At 38.4% G+C, this 17,677-nt stretch carries 17 protein-coding genes; 7 read left to right on the top strand and 10 right to left on the bottom strand.

Going from position 1 to position 17,677, the window contains the following annotated elements:
- Positions 1–143 precede the first annotated feature (143 nt).
- A complete protein-coding gene (locus tag BTO22_RS12825) occupies positions 144–998 on the top strand; it encodes a helix-turn-helix transcriptional regulator (protein ID WP_105055869.1) in 855 nt (284 codons plus the stop codon).
- Positions 999–1,011: 13 nt separating this feature from the next.
- Here the strand turns inward: BTO22_RS12825 and BTO22_RS12830 are convergent, their stop codons facing one another.
- The 3 genes from BTO22_RS12830 to BTO22_RS12840 are packed head-to-tail and all read right to left on the bottom strand — an operon-like array spanning position 1,012 to position 1,849.
- Positions 1,012–1,410: a hypothetical protein gene (locus BTO22_RS12830; protein ID WP_105055870.1), complete on the bottom strand. Its 399-nt coding sequence runs from the start codon at positions 1,408–1,410 to the stop codon at positions 1,012–1,014.
- Complete coding sequence (gene yidD / locus BTO22_RS12835) at positions 1,410–1,634, bottom strand: membrane protein insertion efficiency factor YidD (protein ID WP_105055871.1); 225 nt, start codon at positions 1,632–1,634, stop codon at positions 1,410–1,412. Before yidD ends, BTO22_RS12830 begins: the two co-directional genes overlap by 1 nt.
- Entirely contained in the window at positions 1,634–1,849 is a 216-nt protein-coding gene (locus tag BTO22_RS12840; protein WP_105055872.1) for a DUF4177 domain-containing protein, read from the bottom strand. Before BTO22_RS12840 ends, yidD begins: the two co-directional genes overlap by 1 nt.
- 222 nt (positions 1,850–2,071) lie before the next feature.
- Between BTO22_RS12840 and BTO22_RS12845 the strand changes: the two genes are divergently transcribed.
- The gene (locus tag BTO22_RS12845) at positions 2,072–2,947 is read left to right on the top strand and encodes a DMT family transporter (protein ID WP_105055873.1); all 876 of its coding nucleotides are present in this window, start codon (positions 2,072–2,074) and stop codon (positions 2,945–2,947) included.
- Positions 2,948–2,959: 12 nt separating this feature from the next.
- Here BTO22_RS12845 and BTO22_RS12850 read toward each other — a convergent pair whose 3' ends face one another.
- The 3 genes from BTO22_RS12850 to gcvH form a co-directional block, all read right to left on the bottom strand.
- Positions 2,960–5,005 carry an EAL domain-containing protein gene (locus BTO22_RS12850; protein ID WP_105056560.1) on the bottom strand — a complete coding sequence of 682 codons (2,046 nt, stop codon included), beginning with the start codon at positions 5,003–5,005 and terminating at the stop codon, positions 2,960–2,962.
- Between the two features lie 352 nt (positions 5,006–5,357).
- Positions 5,358–8,225: an aminomethyl-transferring glycine dehydrogenase gene (gcvP, locus tag BTO22_RS12855; RefSeq protein WP_105055874.1), complete on the bottom strand. Its 2,868-nt coding sequence runs from the start codon at positions 8,223–8,225 to the stop codon at positions 5,358–5,360.
- Between the two features lie 23 nt (positions 8,226–8,248).
- A complete protein-coding gene (gcvH, locus tag BTO22_RS12860) occupies positions 8,249–8,629 on the bottom strand; it encodes a glycine cleavage system protein GcvH (protein ID WP_105055875.1) in 381 nt (126 codons plus the stop codon).
- 302 nt (positions 8,630–8,931) lie between these two features.
- On the opposite strand from gcvH, the gene BTO22_RS12865 reads away from it, so the two are divergent.
- The 3 genes from BTO22_RS12865 to BTO22_RS12875 all read left to right on the top strand — a co-directional run bounded on the left by BTO22_RS12865 (position 8,932) and on the right by BTO22_RS12875 (position 11,847).
- Positions 8,932–9,540, top strand: a complete 609-nt coding sequence (locus tag BTO22_RS12865) for a helix-turn-helix domain-containing protein (RefSeq protein ID WP_181044686.1) — start codon at positions 8,932–8,934, stop codon at positions 9,538–9,540.
- Positions 9,541–9,617: 77 nt separating this feature from the next.
- On the top strand, positions 9,618–10,736 hold the full coding sequence (gene gcvT, locus BTO22_RS12870; RefSeq protein ID WP_105055877.1) for a glycine cleavage system aminomethyltransferase GcvT: 1,119 nt from the start codon (positions 9,618–9,620) through the stop codon (positions 10,734–10,736).
- Between the two features lie 427 nt (positions 10,737–11,163).
- Entirely contained in the window at positions 11,164–11,847 is a 684-nt protein-coding gene (locus BTO22_RS12875) for a MaoC family dehydratase (protein WP_060993003.1), read from the top strand.
- A 138-nt stretch (positions 11,848–11,985) separates the two neighbouring features.
- On the opposite strand, the gene BTO22_RS12880 is transcribed toward BTO22_RS12875, so the two are convergent.
- Complete coding sequence (locus BTO22_RS12880; protein ID WP_105055878.1) at positions 11,986–12,879, bottom strand: chemotaxis protein; 894 nt, start codon at positions 12,877–12,879, stop codon at positions 11,986–11,988.
- Positions 12,880–13,022: 143 nt separating this feature from the next.
- On the opposite strand from BTO22_RS12880, the gene BTO22_RS12885 reads away from it, so the two are divergent.
- Entirely contained in the window at positions 13,023–13,301 is a 279-nt protein-coding gene (locus BTO22_RS12885) for a peptidylprolyl isomerase (protein ID WP_045103769.1), read from the top strand.
- Positions 13,302–13,388: 87 nt separating this feature from the next.
- On the opposite strand, the gene BTO22_RS12890 is transcribed toward BTO22_RS12885, so the two are convergent.
- Complete coding sequence (locus BTO22_RS12890; RefSeq protein ID WP_105055879.1) at positions 13,389–14,693, bottom strand: inosine/guanosine kinase; 1,305 nt, start codon at positions 14,691–14,693, stop codon at positions 13,389–13,391.
- Positions 14,694–15,154: 461 nt separating this feature from the next.
- Here BTO22_RS12890 and BTO22_RS12895 point away from each other — a divergent pair, with 461 nt between their 5' ends.
- Positions 15,155–16,198: a GMP reductase gene (locus BTO22_RS12895; protein WP_105055880.1), complete on the top strand. Its 1,044-nt coding sequence runs from the start codon at positions 15,155–15,157 to the stop codon at positions 16,196–16,198.
- A gap of 159 nt (positions 16,199–16,357) precedes the next feature.
- On the opposite strand, the gene BTO22_RS12900 is transcribed toward BTO22_RS12895, so the two are convergent.
- Both BTO22_RS12900 and BTO22_RS20005 read right to left on the bottom strand, forming a co-directional pair.
- Positions 16,358–17,389, bottom strand: coding sequence for a phage integrase (locus tag BTO22_RS12900; protein ID WP_105055881.1), 1,032 nt, complete (start codon positions 17,387–17,389; stop codon positions 16,358–16,360).
- An 87-nt stretch (positions 17,390–17,476) separates the two neighbouring features.
- A partial coding sequence (locus tag BTO22_RS20005) for a hypothetical protein (RefSeq protein WP_181044648.1) occupies positions 17,477–17,677 on the bottom strand: 201 nt, incomplete at its 5' end.

Consider the following 17,677-nt stretch of genomic DNA (forward strand, 5'->3'; position numbering starts at 1 on the left):
GAGTCAAAAAAGCATTTAATAAATAGTTAGTTAGATGTTTTTTGTGGTCGGTTTCTATTTAATTATTCACGCTTTATTTTTTGTTTTCCTGAACTCTAGTGGATAAAAGTAGCGTTAATTAAATCTATTTGGTATGAGATGAAATGACAGTTGTATTTAATAGTGTGCTAGAAGCGCTTTTGTCTGAGCGAGAAAGCTTCAACCAGATCTGGTTTGCTGGTGATAAAGTCACCCCTCCAAAATTTAGCTATCAGGTAAACTTTCCTCGTTTAGAGTTAGTCGTCAGTGGTGAATATTTAAATCAAATTGAAGATCCAGATCTCGGCATTACAGAGATTAAAGTGATGGCGGGTGATGCCCTATATATTCCACCAAACTGTTGGAATAAACCAAGCTGGGATGAAGACTGTTCTGTCCTGAGTTTGTTATTTGGTCGTCGTCAGGTGGGCTTTAGCTTGGTGAGTAAACACAGAGGGGACTCCGGTTTTTACGATGTGCAGAAATACAGTATCCAAACACGTACAGGTCATGCGATCGATAATATTTTAGAAGCGTTGAATGCGTTAGCGAGAGAGCCTAAGAAAAAACCGATGGACGAGCACTTGCTGCTTGCTTTATTAAGTTACAGTAATGCAATGCTAGGTGAGCCGAATGATGTGATCTCTCCGAAAAAACGCAGTGAAGATCTCTATCAAGGGATATGTATATATATTCAGGAAAATTTCCATCGCAACATAGACAGAACAAATATCGCGAATCGATTTAATATTTCGCCGAATCATCTGTCACGAATGTTTAGGCAGCAAGGGCACATGACATTAGCGGATTACATTACATGGGTTCGAATTGAACGTGCAAAATTCATGTTGAAAAAATATACCTTCAGATTAACAGAGGTAGCAACTCGTTGTGGTTTTCAAGATGTGAATTATTTCTATCGAGTGTTTAAGAATAAAACGACTTATACGCCATCAGATTATAGAACAATGATAAAATAGGGCAGAAAATGCCCTAGATGAAAAGTTTGTTTTTGATTTTTTCTAATAGTGCACAAGAGAGTTTGTAGTTATGATCTCTTGCTATTTTTTGAGAAAAGAATAACTGAGGAAGCTCTATGATTGCAATTGCAATCAAGATGCAGAATCCAAAATTTTCGCCAGAGAAAATCAAGAATAGACTTAAAATTAAGGCTAATAACTCACCAAAGAACCATAAGTATTTTTCTAAATATAGGTGGTGAAACCCACCTAGAAATAAATAATTTAGAGTCGCATATGTATCAGGATCTTTAAGCTGTTCGCTTTGTTTTTGATAAAATATTTTGCGCTCTTCACTAGATAATTCAGCCACCTGTTTTCTAAGTCGCTCTTCTTTTTCTTCTAATTCGCTTAAATTACCAAGAAAATTCATTACGGAACCTCATCATAAATCACCTCAACCAAATCCGGTTGGTTACAGCGTCTTATTCTTTGTAAGCCTAACTTCCATCCTTTGAAAGCTCCATATTTTTCAATACATTGTTTTGTGTATTCAGAGCAGGTTGGTTCGAAGTTGCATGCAAGATTTAATAGCTTCTTTGACCCACCTTTATGTTGATAGGAGCGGATCAAGGTAATAGACAGTTGTGCGATCATTAACGACCTAATGTAATAATAACGGCTTCACGCTTCCAGAAAAGAAGAAAGCGTTTTTGCTCTACGATTTGAAACGCTAACTGCCAACCATCTTGGGCGTGTTTGTTTAGTTCGGCTTCCATTTTTTGAATTGGTACACCACTAGCGCCTAAAAAGATAGTGCCACAACCGCCTTCGACTAAGTGAATTACTTTGTATTCTTTAAAGCTTGTCATTATTATTTATTCTCTTGTTTTTAAAAGAAAAGAATGTATTTTATAATCTGTAAATTTACAATTTAAAAAAATAGAAGAGTAGGTATTTGTGGTGTAGATCTCATTACTATTTGGAACGTAATTTTTTATTATTTAATTAAATGAGGAGAGTGACTTCACATGTTACAAAAATAGAGTTAAGTTGGTTTTTATTGAGATTTAAATGCTAAATAAAGGATTATTTTGAGCTGGATACTTTTTACCTTACTGGCGGCATTCAGCCAATCATGGCGTAATGCGTTTCAGAGTCGTTTAAGTAAAGAAATGAACGTGATTGGAGTTACGCTGTCACGTTTCTTATGGGCCAGCCCACTTGCAGCACTCTACTTGTTTTCACTTTACCTATATCAGCCAGTTCCTCTGCCTACTTTTACTGCGCATTCCTATCTCTTTATTATTGGTGCTTCAATCATGCAGATCCTTGCAACTGGATTGATGGTGGTATTATTTAAACGAAAGAATTTTGCGATTGGTGCTGGGTTAGCCAAAAGTGAAGCGCCAGTAGCTGCCTTTCTGGGTGTTCTTTTTTTTGGTACTTCATTATCGTTATTCGGTTGGCTAGGGGTTGCTGTCGGAGCCATTGCAGTTTTTATGTTGAGCTGTCCCAACGGTATTCGTAGTATTTCATTAAAAACTGCGTTAATTGGTTTAGCCTGCAGTACTTCTTTTGCTTTAACCTCATTGTGGGTTAGAGAGGCAAGTTTAACATTAACGCTTCCATTCCCTCATCGTGCTGCTTGGGTATTATTATTGGTTATTTTCCTACAAACATTATTACTTGTGGGTTATATGTTAGTCAAAGACCGTAATACATTAAAAGCAATGTTTATCAAACCTAAATTAGTTGTGATGACTAGCATTGCAAGCTTTATTGGGTCACTGGGTTGGTTTAGCGCTATGTCATTACAAACTGTGCCATTAGTAAAAACACTTGGTCAAGTTGAAGTGTTTTTTACAATCTTGCTCTCTTTCTTTTGGTTAAAAGAAGGCATTAAGAGAAAAGACATATTCGCTCTCTTTTTAATTGCCATTGCTGCTGTTTTAGTTATGTGGCAATAGCGTGAAATAGGTTTAACGAATACTAATTCGTTGATGCTGCTCTATGAGTTTAAGCGCTGCTGAAAGTGGTTGTGGCCTTGCTAGTAAATAACCTTGCACGGCGTCAACCCCACATTTTGCTACGAATTCGTATTCTTCAGTGGTTTCCACGCCTTCTGCAACGACTTCACAATCAGCAATTTCACCCATTTTCGTGACTAATTGATAAAGCTCTTTTCCTTTTGGCGTTACTGCATCCTGTAGTAAAGAACGATCTAGCTTAATTTTGTCAAATGGGTATTTATTTAAGTGGGGGAATGAAGCATAACCGGTACCAAAGTCATCCATTGATATTTTAATTCCGTGTGATTTTAAGTTTTCCATCGTTTGTAGTAGTGCAAGGTTATCACTCAAGATGGCTTCTTCTGTTATTTCTAGCTCTAACCACTGTGGAGGAATTGAGAAATGACTTAACCGCGCCAGTAAGTGGGAAACAAAATCAGTTTTTTCAATAGACGCAACTGAAATATTAATGGCAACTCGATGTTGTGCTGACAGCTTCATCTGCTGCATATCTAATAATACTTTATCAATGACTAGCTTATCTAGCATTGGCATCATGTTTAATAACTGAAAGTCACAGATAAAAGTTGGTGGATGTAGTTTTCCGGTTTTATCTTGATAACGCAATAATGCTTCGAATGAAAAAGAATTTTTATTCAGTACTGATTGTAATAATTGGTAATGCATTAATAACTCGCCTTGGTGAAGCAAGGTGGCCAGTCGCTTTTGAGCTGAAGATTTATTTAAGCTATTACTTGCTGAGCTTCTAACATTGTCTAATAGATTGGTAAAAATACTTTTTTCAACCAATGTTTCTGACATTATCGACTTTAAACGAATTGAATATTTACCAGCAAAAGAAAGATAGAAAGGGCGGTAAATAAAAACACCTACAATAATGATGAATAATTGAAGCAGGGTTCCTTCGATATTATTACCCATTGCGATATAGCCACTAAATAATGGTGGAGTCATCCAGTTCACAATCTCTACTACGGGAGAAACAAGGCCAGATGAAATGCAAAGATAAGTAATAAGAAAGCTAATTAAAGGTAAACCGACAAATGGAATAATAAGGAGTGGATTAAAAATGATAGGTAAGCCAAACAATAAAACTTCGTTAATATTAAAAATGACTAATGGTAACGCAGCTAACGCTAGCATGATGTGGTTACGCTCTTTAGAGAATATTAACACACACAATAATAAGCTGATGCTGTTACCTGAACCGCCCATTGACATAAAAGCATCGTAGAACCCCTGGCTAATGATATTAAGAGACGTTTCTCCAGCAGCCCAAGCTGTCATATTTTCTTGTGTAGCAGAGTAGATAGTTTGCTTTATGGAAAACAACATGTTGTGGCCGTTAATCCCTATTGCGCCTAGTAAGCCCAGTAAGGTTTGATAAATCAATCCTCCTGAAAAAGTCAAAGGATCAAGGCTTAACCCATTAATCAGCGATGTAAAGTATTCGATTACTTTAACCACTACTTTAGATAAGAACAATGCAGAGCCGATAAAAACGAAAAAATGCAGCACATGTTTGAATAAACGGGATGAAAAATCTAATGCTTGTGGTTCAAGTTGCAGTAAATTGAAGCGGGTACAATAAACAAAAGTGACGAGAGCACTTAATAACGCAATTAATGGATTGTTCGGAAAGTAGTAAGCGGTAGAAAGGCTGTCGTTTTCTATAGAGACAAGGTAAAAAAGAACCAATGAATAGATAATAAAGAGAGCGCTATTAAATGTGGTTTTATGAGATAAATAATAACCAGCAATAACACAAAATGAAAGTGGATAAATATTGATTAATAAATTGGATAAATGAAAACACAATCCAGAGAAAAAAGGCAGTTCAAGAACGTTAAATGTATGCCCTAATAGTATGGCGAGTGCATTCGATAACGTTAGCGGTAATAGTAATAATGCAATGGCCGAGAGGTCATAAACATAAGAGTATGACTCATTATTGTTTGATGTTAGTTTATTTTTAAATACTGACAGTAGGTTGATAAATCGTGTATTTAATGAATTAGGGTAATTGTTGGTCTTCAAAGATTAATGTCCAATAAATGATCCAATTACGAGCCCCAAAAATGTTAAAAAAGAATGAAGGGCAATGGAAGTAAATCATCGTGATTAATATAAAGTAACGTGTTTTTTACTTCATAAAATAAGCCATATATTGGGGTGAATCTTATCACCATACTGGTTTTTAACCATGCCTTTTGTCATGTTTTTACGTTAAATAATCGAATTTAGAAGAACTATTGTTCAGTTAATAACTCTCAGTTTTAAGGAAAGAAAAAGGCAAACCTACAGGTTTGCCTCTATTGTATTTATAAATGATTCTATTGCTAGAAAACTATTCTTCGTAATTCTCGATACTTGGGCAAGAACAAATCAAGTTACGGTCACCAAATACATTATCTACACGGTTAACGGTAGGCCAGTATTTAGAAGCTTTTGCTTGAGTTGATGGGAAGCAAGCCACCTCACGAGTGTATGGGTGCTCCCATTCATTGGACATTAAATCTACTTGAGTATGCGGTGCATTTACTAGTGGATTATTGTCTAGAGGCCATTCGCCTTGCTGGACTTTGTTCATCTCTTCACGAATAGCAATCATCGCATCACAGAAGCGATCAAGCTCTGCTAAGTCTTCAGATTCTGTAGGCTCAATCATTAACGTTCCTGCCACTGGGAATGACATGGTTGGTGCATGGAAACCAAAGTCCATTAGACGTTTTGCAATGTCTTCTTCACTGATCCCTGTAGCCTCTTTAAGTGGACGAATATCAATAATACATTCGTGAGCAATACGGCCATTCGTACCACGGTACAAAACAGGGTAGTGCGGGCGTAAACGCTCCATCACGTAGTTTGCATTTAAGATAGCCACTTTAGTTGCTTCAGTTAGTCCCATTTCACCCATCATAGCAATGTAAGCCCATGAGATAGGAAGAATAGAGGCACTGCCTAGATCCGCAGCCGATACAGCATAATCTGAACCTTGAACACCGTTTTCAGTGTGACCCGGTAAGAAAGGTGCTAGGTGAGATTTAACACCGATAGGCCCCATACCTGGACCGCCACCACCGTGTGGAATACAGAACGTTTTGTGTAAGTTTAGGTGAGAAACATCAGATCCAATAAAACCAGGGCTAGTTAAACCAACCTGAGCGTTCATGTTGGCACCATCAAGATAGACTTGACCACCAGCAGCATGAACCATGTCACACACTTCACGAACTTGCTCTTCATATACACCATGTGTAGAAGGGTAGGTGATCATGATGCTTGATAAGTTTTCTTGGTGTTTTTCTATTTTCTCAGCTAAATCGATCATATCGATGTTGCCGTTGTTATCACATTTAACTACAACGACTTTCATGGACACCATTGAAGCTGTTGCTGGGTTTGTACCGTGTGCAGAACTTGGAATTAGGCACACATTACGTTGATCATCACCACGGCTTTGGTGGTAACGTTGGATCGCGATTAGACCTGCGTATTCACCAGAAGCTCCAGAGTTAGGTTGTAGAGAAAACTCATCATAGCCTGTGATTTCACATAACATCGATTTTAACGACGTTGCTAATGTAGTATAACCAGCAGCTTGGTTTAATGGTGCGAATGGGTGAATACCACCAAACTCAGGCCATGTTACCGGCAGCATTTCAGCAACAGCGTTTAACTTCATCGTACAAGAACCCAGTGGGATCATGCCATGAGTTAATGAGAAATCTTTATTTTCCAGTTTTTTCAAGTAACGCAGCATTTGTGTTTCACTGTGGTGCGTGTTGAATACTGGGTGTGTTAAGAATGAAGAAGTACGACGGCAGTTTTCTGGAATTGCGGCAAACTCATCAGCACCAACTTCATTAGAAAGCGTATCACACTCTGCATTATCAACACCAAATACCGTCAGTAGTGCAACAAGATCAGACACTGTTGTGGTTTCATCAAAGCTGATACCAAGTTTAGTATCAAACTTACGTAGGTTGATACTTGCTGCTAATGCTTTTGTGTAAAGAATGTCTGTCTGCTGTTCAGTTTTAACTGTTAATGTATCAAAGAAGCTTTGGTGTGCTAACTCAAACCCTGCTGATTGAAGTGCTTTTGCAACAATAGCCGTGAAGTGGTGTACACGACGAGCAATGGTTTTTAAGCCTTCTGGACCGTGGTAAACCGCGTAGAAAGAGGCCATGTTTGCAAGCAGCGCTTGTGCAGTACAAATGTTTGATGTCGCTTTCTCACGACGAATATGCTGTTCACGTGTTTGCATTGCCATACGCAGTGCTTGGTTGCCTTTTGAATCGACCGATACACCAATAATTCGACCTGGCATTGAACGTTTTAGCTTTTCGCGCGTAGCCATGAATGCGGCATGTGGACCGCCGTATCCCATTGGAACGCCAAAACGTTGTGCGCTACCAATGGCAATATCAGCACCCATTTCACCAACAGGTTTAAGAAGCACTGAAGCAAGAAGATCAGTGGCAACAACTACTAGGGTCTTTTTGGCATGAGCTTGTTCAATCAGTGTTGATAAATCTTTTACTTCACCCGTTGTGCCAGGGTATTGAAGTAGGGCACCAAACACATCATGTGAATCTAAGTTTGAGTCAGTATCAACAACAACGTCAAAACCGATGAATTTCGCACGGGTTTTAATTACCGCTAATGTTTGTGGGTGGACATCGTTAGCCACAAAGAAAGTGGTACTTTTATTTTTTCCACCACGCTTACACAGTGTCATTGCTTCTGCAGCCGCGGTTGCTTCATCAAGCAAAGAGGCGTTAGCAATATCAAGACCAGTTAAATCCATCACCATTTGTTGGTAATTTAGTAGCGCTTCTAAACGACCTTGAGAGATCTCAGGTTGATAAGGCGTATACGCGGTATACCAGCCCGGATTTTCTAATACATTACGCAAAATTACGTTTGGCGTGTGTGTATTGTAATAGCCTTGGCCGATATAGCTTGTATTGAGCGTGTTTTGTTGAGCTATTTGTTTTAACTCAGCAAGCATGGCATTTTCAGAAAGGCCGTGAGGTAATTGCATTGGCTGAGGTAAACGTATTGAGCTTGGTACGGTTTCTTCGATTAATTTTTCTAGTGTTTCAGCGCCAACCGTATTGAGCATATGTTGATGCTGTGAAGAAGCGGGACCATTGTGGCGACGAATAAACTCGTTATCCGTGCCTAATTGTTGAAGAAGCTGACTCATGATCTTAATCCTTTAAATTATTTTTATTCTTCTTCGATGCTTTCAAGGTATTGATCGCCAGGAATTAGGCTTTCAAGTTGACCTTCATCTGTCAGTCTGATTTTAGCAATCCAACCGCCTTCATATGGTTCTTCATTAACAAGTTCAGGACTGTCTTCAAGATCTTCATTGATTTCAACAATCACACCAGAAATAGGTGCATAGATATCAGAAGCCGCTTTTACAGATTCAACTAAAGAGAAATTCTCTCCCGCAGTTACTTCGTCATCAACGTCAGGTAAGTCTACAAATACAACATCACCAAGTAGGCCTTGAGCGTGGTTTGAGATACCAACGGTTACAGTGCCATCGCCATTTTCACGTACCCATTCGTGGCTTGCTGTAAATTTAAGATCTTTTTCCATGATACTTCTCCAGTGTGAATTGTTTTTAGCAAATTAGCTCTTGCAAAATAGCATTAGCGAAAAATGTCGTGTTATGTCTATTAACAACGATAATTATTCCTAAACATACAAGTGTGAAATGCAACATTCAATGCTGAAGTTTCCAATAAGAAACTTTGTTTCCCGTTTTGTTACCTAGCGCACTATTTAAGCATTTGTGTTGCTTTTTATCTCGCAATTTCCCTCCTTAAGATGAATATTAATAGAGCAACTTGGATGCTTAAATGAGCAAGGAGAAACGCTTGAACCAGCTTAAAAATATAATGGCAGAAGCAAAGATCGTTAAAGTTGATAAAAATAGCGAGGAGCAACCGATTGCACCGCTTGATCTTGGTAAGCGATTAAAAGACATTCGTATTCAACTTGGATTGACATTAGAAGAGGCAAGTAAGCGAACAGGATTAGCTCGTTCAACGCTTTCTAAAATTGAAAATGAACAAATCTCGCCTACCTTTCAAGCATTACAAAAATTGGCTAGTGGGTTAGATATTGATATTCCGCAAATATTTGAACCACCAAAACAGAAAGTCGCGGTGGGCAGAAGAGATATCACTCGTGTAGAACAGGGTAAACCTCATCCTACAGCGACTTATGAACATGAACTGTTAGCGACACAATTATCTAATAAAAGGATGATGCCATTTAAAAGTCGTATTCGAGCACGTAATTTTGATGCGTATGCAGAATGGGTGCGTCATGACGGAGAAGAATTTTTATTGGTTCTAGAAGGTGAAGTCTGTTTCTACAGTGAATTTTATGAACCGGTTAATTTAGCAGTAGGGGATAGTGTTTATTATGAAGCAAGTATGGGACACGTACTTATTTCAATCAGTGAAGAAGACGCTCAAATTCTCTGGGTTACTGCAAAATAAAGCGTAACCGATAAACGCCTACTTAATTAGAAAGATAACGACAAAATCAGCCAGAGATGGCACATGGAGAAAAGAAGATGTCAGAACAACTAAATAAAACTGCACTTTTTGATATGCACGTAGCTGCTGGCGCAAAAATGGTGCCATTTGCCGGTTATGATATGCCTGTTCAGTATCCACTTGGTGTAAAAAAAGAACACCTTCACACGCGTGATGCTGCAGGTTTGTTTGACGTATCGCACATGGGCCAACTTCGATTAACTGGCGAAGGTGCTGCCGCGGCATTAGAAGCGTTAGTGCCTGTTGATATTATTGACCTTCCTTCTCAGAAACAACGTTATGCGTTCTTCACAAATGAAGAGGGCGGTATTATGGATGACTTAATGGTGGCTAATTTTGGCGACCACCTATTTGTCGTAGTGAATGCAGCTTGTAAAGAACAAGATATAGCACACCTACAAGCCAACCTTCCTGAAGGTGTTGAACTTGAAGTAATTGAAGACCGTGCTTTATTGGCACTACAAGGTCCACAAGCGGCAGATGTATTGTCACGACTTCAACCCTCTGTTGCTTCTATGCTGTTTATGGATACGGCCGTTATTGATATTAATGGTATCGAGTGTTATATCAGCCGCTCTGGTTATACAGGTGAGGATGGCTATGAAATATCAGTGCCAAATGATAAAGCCGCAGAGCTTGCGCAAGCATTAACGTCTTTTGAAGAAGTCGAGTGGATTGGCCTTGGAGCGCGAGATTCGCTGCGTCTTGAGTGTGGCTTATGCTTATATGGTCATGATTTAGATACAACGACGACGCCAGTAGAAGCAAGTTTACTGTGGGGTATCAGTAAACATCGTCGTTCAGACGGTGAGCGCGCTGGTGGGTTCCCAGGTGCAGATATCATTTTAAAGCAGATTGAAACGAAAGATGTAAATCGTAAACGCGTTGGTTTAGTTGGTCAAACTAAAGCACCAGTGCGTGAAGGCTGTAAATTGTTTGATGCGAATGATATTGAAGTTGGAGTTATAACCTCTGGCACTGCAGGTCCTACTGCTGGGAAGCCAGTATCAATGGGGTATTTAAGAACAGATCTTTCTGTTATTGGCACTGAAGTATTTGCTGAGGTTCGTGGTAAAAAACTAGCAATGACAGTTGAAAAAATGCCGTTTGTTCCTCAACGTTATTATCGTGGTTAATGTCATTAGTTATTGATTAGCTCTGTTTAACTGCTGCTTTACAAAGCCCTCTATGCTTAATCAGCTAGAGGGCTTTATGTATAAAATATAATAAAAATTGGAATTTTCATAAAACTTACACTAAACATTAATAAAAGTATGGGGGAAATAGCTTAATTTGGGTTGTTCTTCATTTTTTGTGATTGGTTTATTTAGAATACATTCTTGGTGATTTTGAGAAAATTAATGAGTTTTACTTCTCACTCTTGATCTTTTTTGAACAGTGTTCATTGTCAGCAAGTCTTTGTAATTTAATAATAAACTTGGTTCTAGCGAACGCTTGTAAGCTAGAAAAGTGTTTGCATAAAAACGTGATGTGTAACACAATTATAATTCTGGCACTTACTAAGCATTGTTTTTACTATTAGATATCAAATAAGGTTTCTCTATGAAGGTTGTCGATTTTCTAAAGCATAAGCGTGAATATCTGGCGAAACATCCGTTTGAATTAAAAGACTGGATGTCACCAACCATTAAGGATTACTGGATTGAATTTTTACAGAAAGCCAATAATATTCACATTATTTCATGGGTTAAAGAACACAAACGTGCTGCAAATGGACCGCAGCAAGATGTAGTTCAACCTGAGCCAATAGAAATGAATCTAGATACTCAAGCTGTATTTGAAGAGTTAACCGCTCGTTTGGGCGAAGAAATCCACATTGGCGATTGGTCAATGATGGATCAAGAACGTATTAATCAATTCGGTGCTGTAACCGAAGATATGCAATGGATCCATACTGATCCAGAAAGAGCATCAGCAGAATCTCCGTTTAAAACACCTATTGCTCATGGCTTTTTAACGCTTTCAATGCTATCAAAATTAACAGACAACGTAGGCAGCGATAACTTATTATTTCCTACTGCAAAAATGACAGTGAACTACGGTTTAAATAAAGTGCGTTTTCCATACCCTGTAAAAGCAGGTAAACGAATTCGTGCGAGAAGTACATTAATGTCGGTAACTCCAATTAAGCGTGGTTTAGAAATTGAAACTGAAGTTAAAGTTGAAATTGAAAAATGCCGCAGACCTGGTTGTGTTGCTGTGTCAGTTATACGTTTGTATTTCTAATCGCCGAGAGAGCTAATTCTAATATATAAAAAAGCCGCGTTAATCTTTATCTTATGAAGATTAACGCGGCTTTTTTTATGTCGTTAGTTGACTAACATTTAACCAGTAATAATGATCGGATAATTATTGGGGTTGGTATTATTTCTTTTGATTGTGATTAGCACCACGCAGCATGGCTTGAACTAGCTCTGTTGCTTCAAATTTAGTTAACGCCTCATGCGCACCAACTTGCTTGGCTTGTTCAACACAAATTTCGCTTGAAAGAGAAGTGTGGAGAATAACGTAAGCGTCTTTTAGTTTAGTGTCATTTTGAATTTCAAACGCTAACTCATAGCCATCTAAGCCCGGCATTTCAATATCACTGACCACAATATCAAATGGGTTATTTTCTTCTGCTGCTCGCTTTAGAACTTCATAAGCATCAAGCCCATTAGTTGCAACATGATAAATAATATTAATACTGTCTAAAGCCGTTGATAGCTGTTTACGTGCCACAAACGAATCATCAACTAATAGAATATTAAGTGCTTTGAGTTTCTCTCTTTCTACATCCGCCAAGATAGGATAAAGATTTGAGGTATCTTCTGGGTAGATTTTTGATAATAGAAGTTCAACATCTAAAAGTTGAATTATTTTGTCTTCAACTCGAGTTATCCCTGTAACAAATACATTTGCCCCAGCGGTTTCTGGTGCTGCCTCAATGGCTTTCCAATCACACTCAATGATTTTATCGATAGCTCTAACTGCAAACCCTACCACAGTGCGCATACAGTCTGTGATGATGATATAACAGTCTTGTAATTCTTCTTCTTGAAGTGGTCTAAAACCAACCGCTGCTGACATATCGATGATTGGGATCGCCATATTTCGAATCGTTGCAGTTCCCAATACATGATGGTGAGAATAGGGAATAGAAGTGAGAGTTTGAAAAGGCACAATCTCACGAACTTTTAACGTACCAATGGCAAAACGCTGTGTTAGTGTGAGTTTAAATAGCAGCATCCCTTGAGATTGGTTCGCTTTGCTTTTCATAAATAATCGCCTTGTGGAAATAATTATTTTTCTGGATGCAATTGTAGTTTTTTTGAGACGCTTTTTAAAGGTGAGGCTATCAATTGTTGCTATATAAACGATATAATTAGACTAAATTTATCTAAGATCACTTTGAGGTATTCATGGCTAGCACTGCAGCAGCGCTACACATTCTTGTTAAGCATAAAGAACAAGCAGAAGACATTATTCAGCAGCTTAAAAAAGGCGCTAAATTTCACGTATTAGCGAAGAAATACTCTAGCTGTCCTTCAGGTAAAAAAGGAGGAGATTTAGGTGAATTTAAAAAAGGCCAAATGGTACCGCAGTTTGATAAAGTGTGTTTTAGTGGTGAAACATTGGTTCCGCATTTAGTGAAAACCAAATTCGGTTGGCACGTAGTGAAAGTACTTTACCGAACTTAACATTATTTATATTAGACTAAATAATACATACAAAAAATCCGACGCCTAACGTCGGATTTTTATTATTTATATAGAGTACTAAGTTGCTTAACGCTCCCAGTATGCTTCTTCTAAACAATCTTCACGTTCAGGCATTGATTTAGATAAACGTGGAGAGTGCTGAGTTAACACCTCGTAGCTTGCACGGTTTGAGTACTTACAAATTTGCGAGAAAGAAGAGTAAGTTAAATACTCGGCATCGTGTTTACTCGAGTTTGGTACGTTCTCTTTATGGTAGTAATTAGCTGCCATATCATGTAATAGGGCAGACAAAGCAGCATCACCAGCACCATTCGTGTTTTTAATCTCCATTGGGCCACCCATATAAGGGGCAATGTGAGAAGACACTTTAATTGGCTTAGTACATAATGCTTTCATCATTGGACGGCTGTATTCAAAACGGTTGAATTCAGGGATATTACCTGGAAGCAATGGTTTGTCAGTTTCACGCTTAATACTTTCTTCAGTAAAGCCAGCCATGTATAAACCAACAGGGCCTGCAGTACAAAGTACTAAATCTACCCACTCTAGCGCTTTATCTGCTGCAAGTAGGGGGTCTTTCTCACCAGTAAGAGCTTCAGCTTCTTCTTCATTCATCGCAACAACGGTTACATTCTCTTTCAAGAAGGTTTGCCACCATTCTGCTTTGCCTTCAATAACGTACTTAGTACCTAACGTTAACACTACTGGGACATTATGAGATTTTGCACATTCAATCGCTTTTTTAACCGCGTCCATCATAGGATCGCCTTCTTTACCACGAACAAGGTAAGAAGAAATCACTAATGCAGAGGCTTTTTCAAAAATATGCTCAGGAACGTGAGCAGGACAAAGCTGGTTCATGTCACCTTCATTGATCGCAAACGTACGTTCGCCATCTTCAGAAATTAAGGTGTAACAACGGCCGATAGGGCCTTGAACTGGTTGCAGGTGATCTAAATCCATACGGCTTGTTGTGTTACATAGATAACGATAAGCGTAAGAACCGATTTTGATGTTTTCACTCATTACCCCTAGCAGAATAGATTTGCTGTCTGCTAGAACAGAGTAGTTATGAAGGGTGTTACCTATGGTATCGCCAGGATACTCATGACTGATCAAGTTTCTTTCAAACAGTTCTTTATATAAAGCTTCTGCTTTTGATTCTTCAAGAACCAATGAATGGCCTTTACTTAACTGGTGACGCACTAAGAAATCATCGTCTACTTTTGCCTCAATATCGACAATAGTTTGACCAACACCGATAAGGTGGGTGCGTTCAAGTTTAGGCGTTTGTTTGATTTGATTCACTAATGGATCGCGAGTGTGAACAGGAAAATAGTGTTTAGACTTACGTTGGCCAGGAAACTTCATGAATTAAAGATCAGTTAATAAGTGAATTTTCCGAGATTATATCACAAGTTTTTTCATTAACATTCATGAATATAGTAAAAAATTGAGAACTAGATCACTTTGATTTTATTCGCTCAAATAGTAAACGTTTACTTCTATGGTTTTGGTGTGAAAATATCCAGTTTATCGTTCGATATAAAATGCTGATTATTGGTGTTTTTTAGTGATATTGTTTGGGGTGGCTTCTCTGTTAGGGTAATTATCCTGAAGGATGTTATTTGTTTGTAGATTTATCAATAGTATCACAAAAAAAAATGAATTATCAGGCTTGCGAAATAAGTTTCCGGCCCTATAATACTGAAAACCGGAGCGCCTGCCAGCGCTCCGGTTTTTTTGTGCCTGCTATCTTGGTTTGTTAACTGCCTTCTGCCAAAGGCAACAAGAGATAGTAGAGCCAGTATCGATAATACGAGGAATTTATCATGCGTATCGAACAAGAGTTAAAGTTAGGCTTCAAAGATGTACTGTTTCGTCCTAAGCGTTCAACACTGAAAAGTCGCTCTCAAGTCGAATTAACCCGCGAGTTTACATTTAAGCATAGCGGTCGTCAATGGTCTGGTACACCTGTAATTGCAGCTAACATGGATTCTGTAGGTAGTTTTGCAATGGCAAAAGCACTTTCTGAGCACGGAGTAATGACTGCAATTCATAAACATTACACTGTTGAAGATTGGGCTGGCTTTGTGAAAGAGAATGATGCATCAGTTCTTAAAAATGCAATGGTTTCTACTGGTACTTCAGAAGCTGATTTCCAGAAAACAAAAGACATCATGGCATTAACAGATGACTTGATCTTTATCTGTGTTGATATCGCAAACGGTTATTCTGAGCATTTAGTTCAATACGTTGAAAAAGTACGTGCTGAATTCCCAGACAAAGTAATTTCTGCGGGTAACGTTGTTACTGGTGATATGGTTGAAGAACTTATCCTAGCTGGCGCAGATATCGTTAAAGTAGGTATCGGCCCTGGTTCTGTATGTACTACACGTGTTAAAACTGGTGTTGGTTACCCACAACTTTCTGCAATCATTGAATGTGCTGACGCAGCACATGGCCTTGGTGGTCGTATCATTGGTGACGGTGGTTGTTCTTGTGCTGGTGACGTTTCTAAAGCGTTCGGTGGCGGTGCTGATTTCGTAATGCTTGGCGGTATGCTAGCAGGTCACGAAGAGTCAGGTGGTGAAGTTATCGAGCAAGACGGTAAGCAATTCATGAAATTCTACGGAATGTCTTCACAAAGCGCGATGGACAAGCACTCAGGTGGTGTTGCTAAGTACCGTGCAGCTGAAGGAAAAACCGTACTATTACCATACCGTGGTTCAGTTCATACAACGATTTCTGACATCCTTGGCGGTGTACGTTCAACTTGTACATACGTAGGCGCGGCGCAGCTTAAAGAGCTAACTAAGCGTACTACTTTCATCCGAGTACAAGAGCAAGAGAACAACGTTTTCGGTAAAGAGTAATCACTCGATATTTCGGAAATAACGAATAATGAAAGGTCGCATTTAGCGGCCTTTTTTTGGTCTAAAAATGGCTAATGACTACAAAATGACTACGCAGATCCAAGTTTTTATTTTCCACATTATTTAAATGTGATTAATTATGCATATTTAGTGAATTACTTAAAAGTAGCTTAAAGGGTTCTTTGTAATGGCATCACTTAAATGATCTGGTGCAAAGTGAGCGTAACGCATGGTCATTTGGATATCAGCATGACCAAGAATGTCACGAAGAACCAAAATATTACCGCCATTCATCATAAAGTGACTCGCGAAAGAGTGACGTAAAACGTGAGAAGCTTGTCCAGTAGGTAAATCAATACCTATTTTATGCTTTAAAATGTAGCAAAAAGGAGTGTAGCACTCTTCAAACAACTGACCTGATGTAGGCTTATAGATTTCGTTATACAACGCCTCACTGATGGGAACAGAGCGAATCTTCTTATTCTTTGTATTGGTATAAGTGATCTTAAACTCTGAAAGCTGATTACCAGTTAATTGTGCGGCTTCATTCCAACGCGCACCAGTAGATAAACACACCTTTACTATCTTCAGCATATCTTGGCGTTTATGGTCAGATACTTTTTCAAGAAGTAGGGCAATCTCTTCTTTTGCTAAAAAGCTCATTGGTCTTTCATGATCACTAAATGGCTTAATGCTTTCTAATGGGTTTGGGCCTTTCCATTCGCCTAGTTCTTTAAGCTTTTCAAATACTGCTTTAAAACGAGCCAATTCAGAATTTAATGTTGCAATACTTGGTGCGCCTTTTTGCCATTTACTATCTACAAAGATAATTTCACCAGCCATACGTTTACGGCGAAACTCTGCGTAAATCTTAGCTGTAAAAGTTGAGGCTAGAGGATTACCCATGGCCTTAACCATGTGTTCAAACTTTTGATAGATAATTTGGCCATTAGACAGACTTACGCCATACATAGAAAACCAAGTATCAATAAGGATTGATAAGCGACGGTTTTCAAGTTTGTCACCTTTCCACGGTTTTTCTTCTACTTTTTTTAGAGTGTAGTGTTCAAAGGTAGTAGCTTCACCTTTAGAGGCAAAGCGTTTACGAATGCGTATACCTTCGCGGCCGTTCGTGTAGAAGTCGGCAAGCCAAGGTTTCTTTGAATTGTCTTTTAGGTTGCGGATAGCCATGAAAATACCTTTGCACTGTTTTTATATACAGTACAAAGGTGGACAGTGAAAAGCAATGTTTAACATTGAATTTTATAAACAAATTTCTTAATTCATAATTGATTCTAAATTATCAGTTATTTTCATTTCATCATTGATTTCATCATTGATTTTATCTATTTCTTCTTTACATTTTGTCTTTAATGTTATTAATTCATATGAATCAGGATGCTTTTGAATTATTTCATATAGCTCAAATAATTTATCATTATTCCACAAAGATAAATCTCTTATTTGATTAGTTAGCCA

It is taken from the genome of Aliivibrio sifiae, from assembly GCF_002954705.1.
In the GTDB taxonomy this organism is placed as follows: Bacteria; Pseudomonadota; Gammaproteobacteria; order Enterobacterales; family Vibrionaceae; genus Aliivibrio; species Aliivibrio sifiae_A.

What these genes read in the sequence shown, in the direction of transcription:
- BTO22_RS12825 (WP_105055869.1), top strand. Translation starts at nt 144, where the DNA reads ATGACAGTTGTATTTAATAGTGTGCTAGAAGCGCTTTTGTCTGAGCGA.
- BTO22_RS12830 (WP_105055870.1), bottom strand. Translation starts at nt 1,410, where the DNA reads ATGAATTTTCTTGGTAATTTAAGCGAATTAGAAGAAAAAGAAGAGCGA.
- yidD (WP_105055871.1), bottom strand. Translation starts at nt 1,634, where the DNA reads ATGATCGCACAACTGTCTATTACCTTGATCCGCTCCTATCAACATAAA.
- BTO22_RS12840 (WP_105055872.1), bottom strand. Translation starts at nt 1,849, where the DNA reads ATGACAAGCTTTAAAGAATACAAAGTAATTCACTTAGTCGAAGGCGGT.
- gcvP (WP_105055874.1), bottom strand. Translation starts at nt 8,225, where the DNA reads ATGAGTCAGCTTCTTCAACAATTAGGCACGGATAACGAGTTTATTCGT.
- gcvH (WP_105055875.1), bottom strand. Translation starts at nt 8,629, where the DNA reads ATGGAAAAAGATCTTAAATTTACAGCAAGCCACGAATGGGTACGTGAA.
- BTO22_RS12865 (WP_181044686.1), top strand. Translation starts at nt 8,932, where the DNA reads ATGGCAGAAGCAAAGATCGTTAAAGTTGATAAAAATAGCGAGGAGCAA.
- gcvT (WP_105055877.1), top strand. Translation starts at nt 9,618, where the DNA reads ATGTCAGAACAACTAAATAAAACTGCACTTTTTGATATGCACGTAGCT.
- BTO22_RS12875 (WP_060993003.1), top strand. Translation starts at nt 11,164, where the DNA reads ATGAAGGTTGTCGATTTTCTAAAGCATAAGCGTGAATATCTGGCGAAA.
- BTO22_RS12880 (WP_105055878.1), bottom strand. Translation starts at nt 12,879, where the DNA reads ATGAAAAGCAAAGCGAACCAATCTCAAGGGATGCTGCTATTTAAACTC.
- BTO22_RS12885 (WP_045103769.1), top strand. Translation starts at nt 13,023, where the DNA reads ATGGCTAGCACTGCAGCAGCGCTACACATTCTTGTTAAGCATAAAGAA.
- BTO22_RS12890 (WP_105055879.1), bottom strand. Translation starts at nt 14,693, where the DNA reads ATGAAGTTTCCTGGCCAACGTAAGTCTAAACACTATTTTCCTGTTCAC.
- BTO22_RS12895 (WP_105055880.1), top strand. Translation starts at nt 15,155, where the DNA reads ATGCGTATCGAACAAGAGTTAAAGTTAGGCTTCAAAGATGTACTGTTT.
- BTO22_RS12900 (WP_105055881.1), bottom strand. Translation starts at nt 17,389, where the DNA reads ATGGCTATCCGCAACCTAAAAGACAATTCAAAGAAACCTTGGCTTGCC.